The 13,555-nt window shown below is 57.7% G+C and carries 12 protein-coding genes; 7 read left to right on the forward strand and 5 right to left on the reverse strand.

Going from position 1 to position 13,555, the window contains the following annotated elements; translation table 11 throughout:
* The first annotated feature begins 6 nt into the window (after positions 1-6).
* Entirely contained in the window at positions 7-450 is a 444-nt protein-coding gene (locus tag KKY_RS18900) for a c-type cytochrome (RefSeq protein ID WP_041528909.1), read from the forward strand.
* Between the two features lie 13 nt (positions 451-463).
* Here KKY_RS18900 and cueR read toward each other — a convergent pair whose 3' ends face one another.
* Positions 464-925, reverse strand: a complete 462-nt coding sequence (gene cueR / locus KKY_RS18905) for a Cu(I)-responsive transcriptional regulator (RefSeq protein WP_041528910.1) — start codon at positions 923-925, stop codon at positions 464-466.
* Entirely contained in the window at positions 922-3,459 is a 2,538-nt protein-coding gene (locus KKY_RS18910; RefSeq protein ID WP_014133000.1) for a heavy metal translocating P-type ATPase, read from the reverse strand. The genes cueR and KKY_RS18910 overlap by 4 nt, the downstream gene beginning before the upstream one ends.
* A gap of 138 nt (positions 3,460-3,597) precedes the next feature.
* Between KKY_RS18910 and KKY_RS20205 the strand changes: the two genes are divergently transcribed.
* The 5 genes from KKY_RS20205 (at position 3,598) to KKY_RS18930 (ending at position 8,555) form a co-directional block, all read left to right on the forward strand.
* Positions 3,598-3,795, forward strand: coding sequence for a heavy-metal-associated domain-containing protein (locus tag KKY_RS20205; RefSeq protein WP_083824210.1), 198 nt, complete (start codon positions 3,598-3,600; stop codon positions 3,793-3,795).
* A gap of 454 nt (positions 3,796-4,249) precedes the next feature.
* On the forward strand, positions 4,250-5,731 hold the full coding sequence (locus tag KKY_RS18915; RefSeq protein WP_014133001.1) for a multicopper oxidase family protein: 1,482 nt from the start codon (positions 4,250-4,252) through the stop codon (positions 5,729-5,731).
* Between the two features lie 56 nt (positions 5,732-5,787).
* Positions 5,788-6,654, forward strand: coding sequence for a WD40/YVTN/BNR-like repeat-containing protein (locus tag KKY_RS18920; protein WP_014133002.1), 867 nt, complete (start codon positions 5,788-5,790; stop codon positions 6,652-6,654).
* Positions 6,655-7,092: 438 nt separating this feature from the next.
* Positions 7,093-7,662 carry a c-type cytochrome gene (locus tag KKY_RS19830; protein ID WP_050811765.1) on the forward strand — a complete coding sequence of 190 codons (570 nt, stop codon included), beginning with the start codon at positions 7,093-7,095 and terminating at the stop codon, positions 7,660-7,662.
* 80 nt (positions 7,663-7,742) lie between these two features.
* Complete coding sequence (locus KKY_RS18930) at positions 7,743-8,555, forward strand: c-type cytochrome (RefSeq protein ID WP_202945631.1); 813 nt, start codon at positions 7,743-7,745, stop codon at positions 8,553-8,555.
* A gap of 20 nt (positions 8,556-8,575) precedes the next feature.
* On the opposite strand, the gene KKY_RS18935 is transcribed toward KKY_RS18930, so the two are convergent.
* Both KKY_RS18935 and KKY_RS18940 read right to left on the reverse strand, forming a co-directional pair.
* Positions 8,576-9,019: a FixH family protein gene (locus KKY_RS18935; protein WP_041528911.1), complete on the reverse strand. Its 444-nt coding sequence runs from the start codon at positions 9,017-9,019 to the stop codon at positions 8,576-8,578.
* Positions 9,016-10,056 (reverse strand): acyltransferase family protein, encoded by a 1,041-nt coding sequence (locus tag KKY_RS18940; RefSeq protein ID WP_014133006.1) that lies wholly within the window; start codon positions 10,054-10,056, stop codon positions 9,016-9,018. The genes KKY_RS18935 and KKY_RS18940 overlap by 4 nt, the downstream gene beginning before the upstream one ends.
* 953 nt (positions 10,057-11,009) lie before the next feature.
* Here KKY_RS18940 and KKY_RS19835 point away from each other — a divergent pair.
* The gene (locus KKY_RS19835; protein ID WP_014133008.1) at positions 11,010-11,492 is read left to right on the forward strand and encodes a DUF305 domain-containing protein; all 483 of its coding nucleotides are present in this window, start codon (positions 11,010-11,012) and stop codon (positions 11,490-11,492) included.
* Positions 11,493-11,622: 130 nt separating this feature from the next.
* On the opposite strand, the gene KKY_RS18950 is transcribed toward KKY_RS19835, so the two are convergent.
* The gene (locus KKY_RS18950) at positions 11,623-13,545 is read right to left on the reverse strand and encodes an AAA family ATPase (protein WP_014133009.1); all 1,923 of its coding nucleotides are present in this window, start codon (positions 13,543-13,545) and stop codon (positions 11,623-11,625) included.
* Between the last annotated feature and the right edge of the window lie 10 nt (positions 13,546-13,555).

The raw sequence follows: 13,555 nt of genomic DNA on the forward strand, positions 1-13,555 counted from the left end.
AACTTTATGGGCCGTAACATTATCATCGCAACGCTGGTCGCCTTGATCGCTACGATGACAGTCGCAATTGTGCTTATTGGTGGGCGCGGCACTGCCGATGACCCTCAAGCCGGTGATGTCGCCGAGGGCCGTCAACTCTATCTTAAAAACTGCGCTGCTTGCCACGGCGATACACTTGAGGGTCAACCAAACTGGCGTGAACGGTTGCCCAATGGGCGGATGCCGGCTCCACCTCATGACGAAACCGGACACACCTGGCACCATAGCGATGACCAACTCTTTCGGATCACGCGCGACGGCGTGGCTGCAATCGTCGGTGGGAATTACGAAAGTGACATGCCAGGCTTCGGTGAAATCCTGACTGATGACGAGATCTGGGCCGTTCTTGAATACATCAAGAGCACCTGGCCCGAACCTGAACGGGCTCGTCAGGCCCAGAGATCACAGTGAGACCTGACCGGGCCTAACCCGACTTTGATTGAACGACAGCCGATGTTTCGAAGCGGGGCCTGCGTTTCGACCTTGCCTTGGCTGGCCCAGGCTTGGCGAAGTCCTCAATGATAGGGCACTCTGGGCGACCATCCCCATGACAGTTCGCTGCGAGGTGCCTTAGCGTGTCGCTCATCTGCTGCAAAGCCTTGGCTTTTTCCTCAAGCATCTCCACATGAGACAGTGCGATGGCCTTCACGTCAGAACTGGCACGACTGCGATCACGCCATAACGCCAACAGCTCGCGCATTTGATCGACAGAAAAGCCGAGGTCCCTTGCTCGGCTGATGAATCGCAAGGCGTGAACATCCTGATCATCATAGATCCGATAGCCTGCTTCGGTTCGATGGACCGGCGCGATTAGTCCAATGGACTCATAGTAGCGGATCATCTTGGCCGAAACGGCCGAGGCTTTGGCTGCCTGCCCGATGTTCATTGTGCATGCTCCATTTTTATCCCAGCACTTTGCTGCCCGAAGGAAGGCTCACGATCGACGGGCCGAGGCGAAAATCGCCTCAGCCGCAGCGCGTTCCCCAACACAAATACGCTTGAGAGTGCCATGGCACCGGCGGCCAGTGCCGGCGACAGCAGAATACTCCCAGAGGGATAGAGAACCCCTGCTGCCACCGGGATCAATATGATGTTGTAGGCAAACGCCCAAAACAGGTTCTGCTTGATGTTACGAATTGTCGCTTTGCTCACGGCAATGGCATCGCCAACTCCCTTGAGGTCACCAGACATCAGAACGACATCTGCACTTTCAATGGCGATATCGGTTCCGGTACCTACGGCAATTCCGACATCGGCTTCGGCAAGCGCGGGTGCATCGTTTATGCCGTCGCCCACGAAGGCAAGACGGTGCCCCGTCCCGCGGAGCGCCTTGATGGCCTCAACCTTGCCACTCGGCAGCACTTCCGCGACCACCTCGTCAATACCAAGTTGTTTGGCGACAGCCTGTGCGGTCCTTTCGTTGTCGCCAGTGATCATCGCAACCTTGAGTCCCAGGCCGTGAAGATAATCGATGGCTGCGCGCGACGTTGGCTTAATCGGATCGGATACCGCGATGATCGCAGCCAACTTGCCATCTATTGCTGCATAAAGCGGGGATTTTCCCGCCTCTGCAAATTGAATTGCATGATTGGCAAACTGGTCAACGGTGAGACCTGCGCGCTTGATGGCCCGATCGGCTCCGACCAGAATTTGTCGCCCCTCGACCATCCCGGTAATGCCAAAGCCAGGATCAGCCTCAAAATCCTCTGCACTCAGAAGTCTAATTGAGCGGGCCTTCGCTCCCCGAACGATCGCTTCTGCGATGGGATGCTCGGAGTGCTGCTCCAGGCTTGCTACAAACTTGAGGAGTTCAGCTTCGTCAAAACCTGGCGCTACGACAAGATCGGTCAGTTCGGGTCGACCCAATGTCAGTGTGCCGGTCTTGTCCAGCGCGACAATGTGCGCAGAACGCAGGGTTTGCAGCGCCTCGCCCTTGCGGAAGAGAATACCCAATTCCGCCGCTCGACCAGTGCCGACCATAATAGAGGTGGGCGTCGCGAGCCCCATGGCGCACGGGCAAGCGATGATCAGAACAGCCACGGCATTGACCAGAGCAAAACTCAATTGTGGCGAAGGCCCGAAGGTGAGCCAAACCAGAAACGTCAAAGCGGCCACACCGATAACGATTGGAACAAAGACCCCGGTAACTCGGTCGACCAAAGCCTGGATCGGCAGCTTTGCCCCTTGTGCTGCCTCGACCATGGCAATGATCTGGGCCAGCACCGTATCGCGCCCGACCCGGGTCGCTTCAAACGTGAAGGCACCCGTTTTGTTAATTGTCCCGCCAACCACTTCGGCACCTGCCGCCTTTTGAACGGGGACCGGTTCGCCGGTGATCATCGCCTCATCGACATAGGAGGATCCTGAGATCACGCGCCCGTCCACCGGAATTTTGTCGCCGGGGCGAATGTGAACGACATTCCCGGCCACGACCTGATCGAGCGAAACCTCAACGGTTTCTCCGTCGCGTTCGATCCGCGCCGTCTTCGCCTGCAGTCCGACAAGTCGTTTGATGGCCTGACCAGTCCGGCCCTTGGCCCGCGCCTCAAGATAGCGTCCGAGCAGGATCAGGGTGACGATTACCGCTGCGGCCTCGTAATAGACATTGCTCGTGCCGGCCGGCAGCAGTTGCGGTGTGAAGGTTGCAACCACAGAATATCCCCACGCCGCGGAAGCTCCCAGTGCGACAAGGGAATTCATGTCCGGTGCCCGGCGCCAGAGGTTGGGAAAGCCTTTGACGAGGAACCTGCACCCGGGGCCAAACAATACGATCGACGCCAAAACGAACTGCAGGTAACGATTGGTCTGCATGCCAATGGTGTCCATGACAAACAAATGCACCGCGGGAATGAAATGGGATCCCATTTCGACAACGAAAAGCGGAGCGGTGACCAGCGCTGCAAAAAGCGTGGCGTTTCGCAGTGAGACGGCCTCGGCTGCCTTTGCCTCCTCCCGGTCGGGGGCTCCGGCCCCGGTTTCGATTTTTCGGACAATGTAACCGGCCGCCTCAACGGCGCGTGCCAAATCCTCTTTCGTGGCCGTTCCTGCAAGCACTTCGACTGTTGCACGCTCGGTTGCAAGATTGACGGCGGCGTCCACGACACCGTCCAGGCGTTTGAGTGCTTTTTCGACACGTCCGACGCAGGAGGCACAGGTCATGCCCTCAATATCGAGTGTAATAATCTCCGCGGCCGCGGGGGTGTACCCCGCTTTGTGCACCGCCTCCGCGATCTGCCCGACATCTGTTGGACCCGAAAGTTCAATTCGCGCACGTTCGGTAGCGAGGTTGACCGAAGCCGATGCGACGCCAGGGACGGCCCGAATAGCTTTTTCAACGCGCGATACGCAGGAGGCGCAAGTCATCCCCTCGATGCTGAAATCGAGGCTCTTCATGCCATCAAATTGTTTCACCTGGTTCATTTTCTGCAGTCCTTGTTCGACAACTGCCCGATGATCTAATCCTTCCAATCATGTTAAGGTCAAGAGCAAATTCACGCTTGACCTGCCCACCATGGGAAGCTCCATGATTGTTGCAGTCGAACAAGAAAGGATGAGTCCATGCATGAGTTCAAAGTTCAGGACATGACCTGCGGCCATTGTGCAGGAACGATCGAAAAGGCGGTAAAAAGTGCTGACCCCGCGGCCACGGTGGATGTCGATCTCAGTACCCACTCTGTCCGCATCGAAAGTGCTCAGCCGGGTGCCGCCCTAAAACGCGTCATCGCGGACGCAGGATATTCTCCTGAGCCCATTTAAGAAAATTCCCCCCGGCGCGATATGTCGCGGCGGGGGGGGCCCATACCCGCCTGTTACCATCCTCGCGCTGATGGTATCGTCAACGGCGATGTCATGGGCGCAAACGTCAAGCGAGATTGACCTTTTGCAACGCCACAAAGGTCACCAGATAAGCACCGATGCAATGATGTCGGTGATCAATCATGGATCCGAGCACCACAAATCCGGGCAGCACCACGATACGCTGTGCGCGAGCGCATGTGCAGTGGCCGGCCCGCTGTACGAGTCGGTGAGCTTGCATTCGCCTCTGGCTATGACACTGAGATCTGTTCCGATTAATGGCTTGGGTCTAATTTCGTTTGTTCCCGAACCTGGCCAACGCCCTCCCAAATACAATCCGATCCGCGTCTAAAGCACCGCCTCACAAGCGGTAACGTGCAGTCGCGCCTTCGCGCGCATTGATCGGACTATTCAAATGACAAACGTGCTAACCCGCCGTGGCTTTCTCACGGCAACCGCCGCGCTTGCGGCAACCACTGCCCTTCCTCGCATAGGTCGGGCTCAAGAAGCGTCTCGCCAACTCTCCGTCGCCACTCGCACCATCGAGGTCAAAGGAAAGGCCGCCTCCGTCTACGGTATCGCCGGTCCCGGGCGCCGTCAGGGCCTTATCCTCGATCCAGGCGAACGATTTAAGCTCATCCTGGAAAACACCCTCGACGTCGAAACAATCGTTCACTGGCACGGACAGATACCGCCCAATGTCCAGGACGGCGTTCCCGATCTGCCACGCCCCAAGCTGGTATCCGGCGAAACCCGGGACTATGATTTCGAGCCGCTTGCCGGCACCCACTGGATGCACAGCCACGTACCAACCCAGGAAATGAACCTTCTCGCTGCACCGCTTATCGTGCGCAGCACCGAGGACGTGGCCGAGGACCGCCAGGAAGTGGTGATGTTCCTGCACGACTTCTCGTTCAAGGATCCACAAGCGATCCTGGATGAGATTACCCAGGGCGCCGGGCATACGGACATGGATCACGGATCTTCCGGTGCGACGCCACAAAGTTCGATGCAGATGGACCATGGTGACATGGACATGGGACAGATGACCATGAGCGACATGGCAAACATGTCGACCATGGCCATGGACCTCAACGACTTCAACTTCGATGCCTATCTCACCAACGACCGCACGCTCGACGACCCCGAAATCATCCGGGTCGAAAGCGGCGGGCGCGTCAAGTTGCGCATCATCAACGCCTCCTCGGCGACCACCTTCTGGATCGACACCGGCATCGAGGGGCGACTAGTAGCAGTCGATGGCCACAGGATTTCTCCCCTCAACGGCAACCGGTTCGGTCTTGCAATGGGACAGCGTCTCGATATCGACCTCGACCTCCCTTCCGAAATGCGCGCCTTCCCCATCCTGGCACTTCGCGAAGGGGAGCGTGAACGCACCGGTATGATCCTTGCACCGGCAGGGGCGGTAGTATCGAAAATATCCGGCATGGCGGAGACGTCATCACGCGCCTTCGACGTCGATCTCTCCCAAGAGGGAAGGCTTCGCGCGATCGATGCTCTCCCTGACAAGGAGGTGACCAACAGCCAGATGATCATGCTGGACGGGTCGATGTCGCCCTACGTCTGGACCATCGATGGTCGCGGCTGGGGTGAGCATACGCCGATCGTAGCCAAGAGCGGTGAACGTGTTGAGCTGATGTTTCACAACATGTCGATGATGGGCCACCCCATGCATTTGCACGGCCATGCCTTCCAGGTGGTCGGCGTCAACGCCCGCCGAGTTTCCGGGGCTATCCGCGACACCGTCTATGTCCCCCCGATGGCCAGCGTAACAATTGCCATGGACGCAGGTGAGGCGGCTCGGTGGATGCTGCACTGCCATCACATGCCGCACCTGTCGACCGGAATGATGACCGAATTTCGGGTCCAGGCCTGAACCAAGACTGACCGGCCCCGTCGAGCGGGGCTGGTCTACCAATTTTGGAGACAATCATGATCACGAACCGCCGCATGGCCGCAATTCTGATAGCCACGTCCGCAATGCTCTCTCAGGCCGCGATGGGACAGGAGCTTCGGCCGCTGAGCGACGTTCTGGCCACCACGCACATCCACGGTCTGGCGTCCCAGGAGAATGCCAGCAACGTTTTGATGGCGACCCACCATGGACTGTGGAGCGTAGATCTCGAAAACGAGACTGCCCAGCTTTTGGGAGACAGCCGTGACGATTTCATGGGGTTCTCGACCCACCCTACGGAAAACGAACGATACTGGGCCAGCGGTCATCCGATCGCGGGCGGCAATATAGGTGTCATCGAGAGCGTCGACGGAGGCCAGACCTGGTCCAAGATCGCTGAAGGCGTCGGTGGGCCGGTCGATTTCCACCAGATGACGGTCAGCGGCGCCAATCCGGAAGTCCTTTATGGCGTACATCACGGCGCCTCCCTTCAAACGAGCACGGACGCCGGCCGCAGTTGGGAGGAGATTGGTCTGCTGCCGGACGGCATTATCGATCTTGCCGCATCGGGCATCTCTCCGGATGCCCTATATGCCGCGACCAGTTCTGGTCTTTTCAAAAGTGAGGACACGGGCAGAACCTGGGTCAGGATATATGAAACAAGCGTACCGGTTTCTTCTGTCCATGTGGACGTGAACGGGGTTCATGCCTTCGTTCTTGGGGTTGGTGTGGTGCATTCACCTGAGACTGAACTCGACTTCGCCGTGGTCGCCGACGATTTCGAAGATACCTATCTACTTCATCTCACATCCATGCCTGAAGGCGGGTATGTAGCGGCAACCGATGGAGGTGGACTCGTTCTCCTTTCGTCGGATGGGACGGTCGATATTTCGGTTCCGCAATGAGCTGCGATTGGGGCCGACGGCCCCAATCAAACCATCATCGTTGGTATCAATGGGCCATTAGGTTGGTGATTCGTGAAGGCTCGAGTTTGAAGGCGCTGGGAAACATTTTGCTGGCACTTGTGTTGATGGTCGCCTCGACTGCTCACATCCACGCAGCGCAAAATGTAGAGATCAGTGACCACGTCCACACGTCATCGTCGCTTGACCAATCGACACCCGACGATACCCATTCGGGCCACGGATCAAAACACTGCGGCCCTCTGCTGCTGTCTCACCCATTAGCGACAGCGCTCCATCTCGATACGACCACAACGGTTTGGGCTGGCGCGGCCCTGAAGCTAGCGGTTCATTTATTCGTGGTCGATCCTCCTCCTCCTCGGAAGGACACCTTGGCCGTCTGATTGACAGCAATTTCGAGATCCAACCGAGAGATATCTTATGAAACGAGCATATTTGTATGCGCTGGCTTTTGCCGGCGCAGCAACGGGCTGTGCGTCCGCATTTGCGCACAACGGCGCCACCGGTATCGTCGCCGACAGGATGATGGGCATGATGATGTTGGGCGAGCAGATGCAGGCCCTGACGCCAATCATCAACGGCTCATCCGATCCAAGCCCCGGGGCAATTGAGGAGGCCGCAGCGATGATTGCGGCTCACTCCGGTAACGCAATGACTGAGTTGTTCCCTGAAGGCACTACGGAATTCCCTTCGGAAGCGCGTCCGGAAATATGGGAGGACTGGGCTCTTTTCGCTCAGTATGCCCAGCAACTGGAGAGCCTGGCCCAAGAGTTAGGAAGGACCACTGACCAACCGACGCAGGAGACCGCTCGGGTGGCGCGAAATGACTGGACAAGCATGGATACCTCGGTGCTGCTCGGACTGGCGCCGAAATCTGACCCCGAAAATTCACGCTCTGACCCGGAAACACAATCGATCAGAAGCGCTGCCGCGGTTGCAACCGATATCGCCGGCACCTGCTCGGCCTGCCACACGGTGTTTCGCAAGTGACCTGGCCAAGAATCGATCGCAAATGGCCCGTTGTAACCGCGGTGCTCTTGGGCGGCTTGGGCCTGGGCTTGGTGATCTGGATGCTCATCCCCACCTCCACTCCCGAATTGCCGCAGCAGATCACCGGTGACGCCAAGCGTGGTGCCTACCTGGCCCGCCTCTCGGGCTGCGTAACCTGCCACACGAGCGAAAACGGTGAGCCTTGGGCCGGTGGAGTTGCTTTGGCGTCTGACTTCGGCACCTTCATATCCCCAAACATTACCCCTAATCCTGAGATCGGCATCGGCGATTGGAGCTTCCAGGAATTCGTTCGGGCGGTAAGACACGGAGTCGCGCCCGATGGAACTCCATACTACCCGGCATTTCCGTTCGAATTTTATGCCACGCTTACAGATCGGGACCTGGCCGACATGTGGGCCGCTGTCCAGGAAGTTCCTCCATCCAATTTTGTGCCTGAAGAGAACGAGGTCCCTCTACCATTCAGCATTCGTCAGGGCGTGAAGCTCTGGCGCACCTTTTTCTACGAGCCTGTTGACTTCGTGGTCGACGAGACCAAATCGACATCGTGGAATCGTGGACGGTTTATGGTGGAGGGACCGGCCCATTGCGCTGCCTGTCACACGCCGAGAAACATTGCTGGCGGCTTGGATACTGACGCTCAGTTCGCTGGTGCCTCTGGGGGAGCTGCGGGTTGGACTGCACCCCCGATCACCACCGAGGCGCTTGCCGAGGCGGGCTGGACCAAGGAAAGCCTGATTGCGGCGCTACGCACCGGGCTTACCCCGACTGGCGATGCTTTTGGAGGTGCGATGGCTGAAGTCGTCCACCTCTCCACAAGCTATTTGATGGATCAGCATATCGAGGACATGGCTGAATTTTTGATGGATCAATGAAGTGATGTTAGCTTCGGTGGCTACAGGCCAGCCGGGTTCGCATCGACCGGCAGTCGTACGATCTCATCGCCGATGCCGACCTGCACCTCCCACTGCCCGGCCATCGGAAGCATCGCACTGGCTTGATAGGCTCCGGGACCTGCCGATAAGACGTTGGCTGGCACAGTCATCTGATGTCCAGTCATCACAATTTGAACCCGTGGATCGATGATATCGGCTCGATCCACGGGCAACCTGATGAATACGGTAAGGGTTCTATCGTCCGCCAAGCTGGCACTGACATTGACCGTGATGCCGGACGTATCGAGGGTGGCTACACTGGGCGTTCGCTGTGCGGGCTTGAAAACGAGTGGAATGCTCGCAAGGATCAGGACAAGGCCAAAAAACAAGGTCCCGACTGTCCACACCATCACCAACGAGACTCCGCTCGCCTTCTGGCGTCGGCTATTTCCTTTCGCTTTCACGATTCTTTCTCCGACACCGGCGCTTTGCGGCGAAGGGTTGGCCTCTCTACGAAATTCCAAGAAAGATACGCCAGGCTTCCGGCAATGATGCTCGACAGCAAGAAAAGCACTGCGACCTGCGGCCCAAGCCAGATGGGCTCCCGCGTCAGGACCTGTTGGACCGGCCATGCCATGAGGTAGATGCCGTAAGAGAGGTCGTGTCGCCGGGCGAATTTGGCGATGCGCCCCCAATTTTTGGCGCCTATATAGAGCGCTGCGTACCCAATCCCAATGATCCAGGTCACCTCCCCAAACCGGGTTCCCGTGCCAGCCACCGCCAAGGCAAGCGCCGCAATTGCCCAACCAAACCGTAGGGGTGTTATTTCCCCAAAACGCCGCGCCAGCACCCCGGTGAGAAAGGCAAATGCGAAACGGAAAAGGCTCTCGAGGGGCGTTTCACCAGTGGGATCGACCCCGACATCGGTGAACAGGGCAAGTCCGAACACCGCCCAAGCAATGGTGACGGCGGCCCGGTATCGTAAAAAGCCGAAAGCTGCTGCAGTGCCAAAGACGATATAACTCAGGATTTCATATTTGATGGTCCAGAGTGGCACGTTAACATTGCCTGGATATCGGCCGTGTTCGAACATGGACGGCAGGGCGGCCCCCTCGAAATTCCACGCTACGTTGAGAGGATAGAACCAGGTCTGGGAGTAGGAATAATACTCCCATAGAGAGGCATCCGTTGCGAAAGGACCGATAAGGAGGGCAACGAATGCGGCGCTGACGATCAGCGCGGGATAAATTCGCAGGAATCTATTCCGGACAAACCGGCCGAGTCCCCGCTCCAACACGCTGTGCGTGAGCATCGCGCCCGATATGACAAAGAACACGTTTACTGCTGTTGCCCCCAGATCGTAGGCGGCCCAGCTCAAGGGATCGTAACTCGGTGAGTTTAGGCCCAAAAGCAGCGAATGGGAGAGCACCACACTCAACGCAGCGATCAAGCGCACGGCATTGTAACTGTTGTGGGGGGGGCCGAAGGCGGTCGAAAGCATAATGGGCGTGCCCGCGCCAGAAGCTGACGCCGGCCCATCGACGGGTCGGTTCATTGGTCATACCGGAATCTGATGTTGGATTACATCTCGTCACCGCTGAACCGATGTTCGGCGGGTCAGAAAACAGAGTTATGCGCTCTGTTCCGGTCTCGGGGGCTGATCAATTGGTGCAGGACGGTCTGATATCTGTGTCCTGACATAAGAATGTTTCCACGACCGCAGCCAGTCGGGTGGGCTCACCCAGCGGACGTTCACGATTATGGGCGTTTCATGGACGTGGTCGGTGTTGTCGTGCTGGCCAGAGCCAAATGTGCTGGCCTTTTCGATCTGCGGATCTGGATTCCAGTCGATTGCGGTCAAAAGAGTTTCCGAACTGGGACCATGCAGTGGGGCATGGGCCGCCTGCAGAGGCAGCGCGACAACGATTACCCATGCCACAACAAGGAGGCGCAGGAACGATTGCCAGGAAATGTCTTTCGCCTCTGGACCGATCACTGCCGCAATTTACACCAATATCCTGAATACCTTTGCCAGCATAGTGAACCGAATCGATCAGGTCCACCCGCCCACCTGCTGAAACGCCGACCATGGAAGATTTCTCATCAGTCTGATGCCGCAATTTGCGAAATTGATCCTTCTTCCATTCTTGGTCGTGCTCAGCCTTCTGGCTGCGCCGAGCGCCATGAGTTCGCCTCCGCAAGATGGGCATCATACGGCTGCGCACCACAACGACGTGGAGCACGATTTAAATGGCCACGAGGAGTGTGCAGCGATTGCCTGCTGCCTGATGCCTGCCAACACAGCTCGCCTGACACTCTTGGAACGAACGGCTGTTCTGGTTGATGCCTATCCTTTCCTGCACAGAAGCGGCGAATATCCGCAAGTTCCTGCCCCTCCTCCAAAGCCACTGGTTTGAGCCGCGATATCGATCAATTTCAAACCGGAGAATACCAATGAAGACGTTCAAAACCCTCGGCCTCGCCATCCTCTTTGCCAGCACTGCGTCCATTGCGATGGCGCAGGGCATGGATCATTCCAACATGGATGGCATGTCCATGGACGGGATGAGCATGGATGCCGATGCCAATGAAAGCTCGGATTTACCCGAAATCTGTCTCGAGAACTCCGACCACATGGCCGGCATGTCGATGGACATGGATATGGGTGCAATGATGGAAGGCATGAGCGAGGGCCACCAGGCCATGATGGCCGATATGGGCGCTATGCATAACGATATGATGGCGGCCATGATGGCCGAAGATTTCGATGTCGCCTTCATTTGCGGCATGATCCCACACCATCAAGGTGCTCTCGCGATGGCCAACGCGGCGCTCGAATATGCCGAGGACGAATGGGTAAAGGAAATCGCCCAGGAGATCGTCGACGCCCAAGAGCGTGAAATTTCCGAAATGCTTGAATGGCTTGAGGCCCGATAAGTCTTTGATGGCCGGGGTGCCTCCCCGGCCATTTACTTGCCACCCGAGGTTCATTCGTCGTTAAGGGCGGCGCATTTGCGGCGACATGAAGCGTCCGAATCTATTTTTGACCGTTGTTCGCCTTCGGTACTTACATTAGCGTCGAGATCGGCGTTTCCAGTTGATCGCTTCGGGCCCCGCAGCAGCGCTCCCCCAGACTCTTCTGAAGTTCACTCCCCGAAATTACACTTTCTTTGACCAATTTATCGGCGAGCCGGAGTACGGCGTCACGCTCCCTACCCACAATATCGATGGCACGATCGAGCAAACGTTTGAGTTCCATTTCAATGGTGGTCACGAGAGATTCAGAGCGAAGGTCGCGATAAGCTATGCGTCGTGACACCAAAGTCTCGCCGAGGCCTTGGTTTTCAATGGCTGCTAGTAAAAGGTCTGTGGCACAGGCCAGGTCTCTCTCGGCTCCCGCGTTGGGGCCGGCTCCCACGACCATATCAGCGGCTCTGCCACCCAACATGACAGTGGCGACATCCTCGAGCACTTCGCGTGTCGGCACGAGGCTCGGCACGCTGGTCCGCGTGTAACCACCCACGGACCCATTAGGCACAATCGTGATGGTGTCGACCGTATGGCCAAGCCGATGGGCGACGAGAGCATGACCGATTTCGTGAATGGCAATTGCTCGCACGTCTTGAGGAGAGCGATTGTCAGGTGGCAGCATGTGAGCGACAAGGTCGGCCAATACCATCGGCCGACCTTCGATCCGTGCCGTGGCACGCGCCGCATTGACCCAGCCTTCAATCATCGCCGGCGTTGCCCCCCGACCAAGCTGCACGATCTTCTGGAGATCGACGTCCGCCAAATCACTGCCGAGCCAGTATCGAAAGACGGCAAGAATCTCTTCTTCGGTGGAGGGCGGCAGAATGCTGATGCGTTGTTGCAGTCTACCGGGACGGATCAGCGCGGCATCGAGACGGTCGTAGTAATTGGTGGCACCGATCAGCAAAACATTGCGCCCCGATTTGCGAAGTCTATCGATTTCCATCAGAAACAGGGTGATGACTGGGGTCCACCAGTCGCGGCCCTTGGCGTCCATGGTTTCCCGATCAGGCAGCGCGTCGAGCTCGTCGAGGAAACCAATGGCCGGTTCGGAAGCAAGGATTTGGTCGACAAACGCTTTAACATTGCGGGCCACACCGCCAAGAGCACCGTCCCCGGTAGTAAACCAGCCGCCAATGCTGCTGGATACAAAAGTCCAACCGGCGGTCGCCGCAAGGCTGTTGGCAATCAACGTCTTGCCTGTCCCCGGCGGTCCCTCAAGCGTAATGAAAGGCACTTGACCGATATCAAGGTCACCGGCCTGGACAGCGGAGAGATTACTGAGCACCTGATCCGACCATTGTCGGACCGGGCGCGTCACAGGCAGCACGTCCAGCCGTGGCACGTCGGGCGCCATTATAGTTTTCTCGCGGTCGACCGCACGCTGCAGTTTGGCAACGCATTCACCGGCAACTAAACCGCGCCGAATCGAAGCTAGGATAATATCGAGTTTCAGCCGCGCCATCTCCGGTGTTACCCCTCTGGCTATTCCGCCGGTCACACGCCGAATGGTCTTGCGCAGCAGCGGCGCTGTCATTTGAGGAAGCTTTACCACGACGTCGGCAACCGCCAGAACGGCATCGTCGAGCAGTCCGTCCGGGTCATGGGTAATAAACATTAGGCTATGGTCGCTCTGCAGCATGCCGAGTTCATCCCTGCCCGCCCGACACCGAATGCCACCGGACTTTTTGAGTTCGGTCACCTGAACAACTACGGGCGCGCGGTCCATCGCCTTGACGACATCGGCCACAGGATGAACCCAGTCGGCACTAGGCACGCACAGAACAAAGACGCCGGGATGCTGTTTGAGTTGGGAGCGCATAGGTCGGCTCAGGGCCGTTTCGAGCGCCATTTTTGCCAGCGCCGTTTCGGCGTCCTCACGCTGCGGTTCTTTGGGGCTGGGCTTGAACCGCTGCGGAATCTCATCGGCGAACTCATCGATATTGGGAAGGTCGATCACAGGAATACCT

Origin of the sequence: Pelagibacterium halotolerans B2 (assembly GCF_000230555.1) — a bacterium.
GTDB classification, from domain to species: Bacteria; Pseudomonadota; Alphaproteobacteria; order Rhizobiales; family Devosiaceae; genus Pelagibacterium; species Pelagibacterium halotolerans.

Excerpts from the sequence above, each read along its gene's own strand:
- KKY_RS18920 (WP_014133002.1), top strand. The coding sequence starts at position 5,788 with ATGATCACGAACCGCCGCATGGCCGCAATTCTGATAGCCACGTCCGCA.
- KKY_RS19830 (WP_050811765.1), top strand. The coding sequence starts at position 7,093 with ATGAAACGAGCATATTTGTATGCGCTGGCTTTTGCCGGCGCAGCAACG.
- KKY_RS20205 (WP_083824210.1), top strand. The coding sequence starts at position 3,598 with ATGCATGAGTTCAAAGTTCAGGACATGACCTGCGGCCATTGTGCAGGA.
- KKY_RS18910 (WP_014133000.1), bottom strand. The coding sequence starts at position 3,459 with ATGAACCAGGTGAAACAATTTGATGGCATGAAGAGCCTCGATTTCAGC.
- KKY_RS19835 (WP_014133008.1), top strand. The coding sequence starts at position 11,010 with ATGAAGACGTTCAAAACCCTCGGCCTCGCCATCCTCTTTGCCAGCACT.
- cueR (WP_041528910.1), bottom strand. The coding sequence starts at position 925 with ATGAACATCGGGCAGGCAGCCAAAGCCTCGGCCGTTTCGGCCAAGATG.
- KKY_RS18900 (WP_041528909.1), top strand. The coding sequence starts at position 7 with ATGGGCCGTAACATTATCATCGCAACGCTGGTCGCCTTGATCGCTACG.
- KKY_RS18930 (WP_202945631.1), top strand. The coding sequence starts at position 7,743 with ATGCTCATCCCCACCTCCACTCCCGAATTGCCGCAGCAGATCACCGGT.
- KKY_RS18915 (WP_014133001.1), top strand. The coding sequence starts at position 4,250 with ATGACAAACGTGCTAACCCGCCGTGGCTTTCTCACGGCAACCGCCGCG.
- KKY_RS18940 (WP_014133006.1), bottom strand. The coding sequence starts at position 10,056 with ATGCTTTCGACCGCCTTCGGCCCCCCCCACAACAGTTACAATGCCGTG.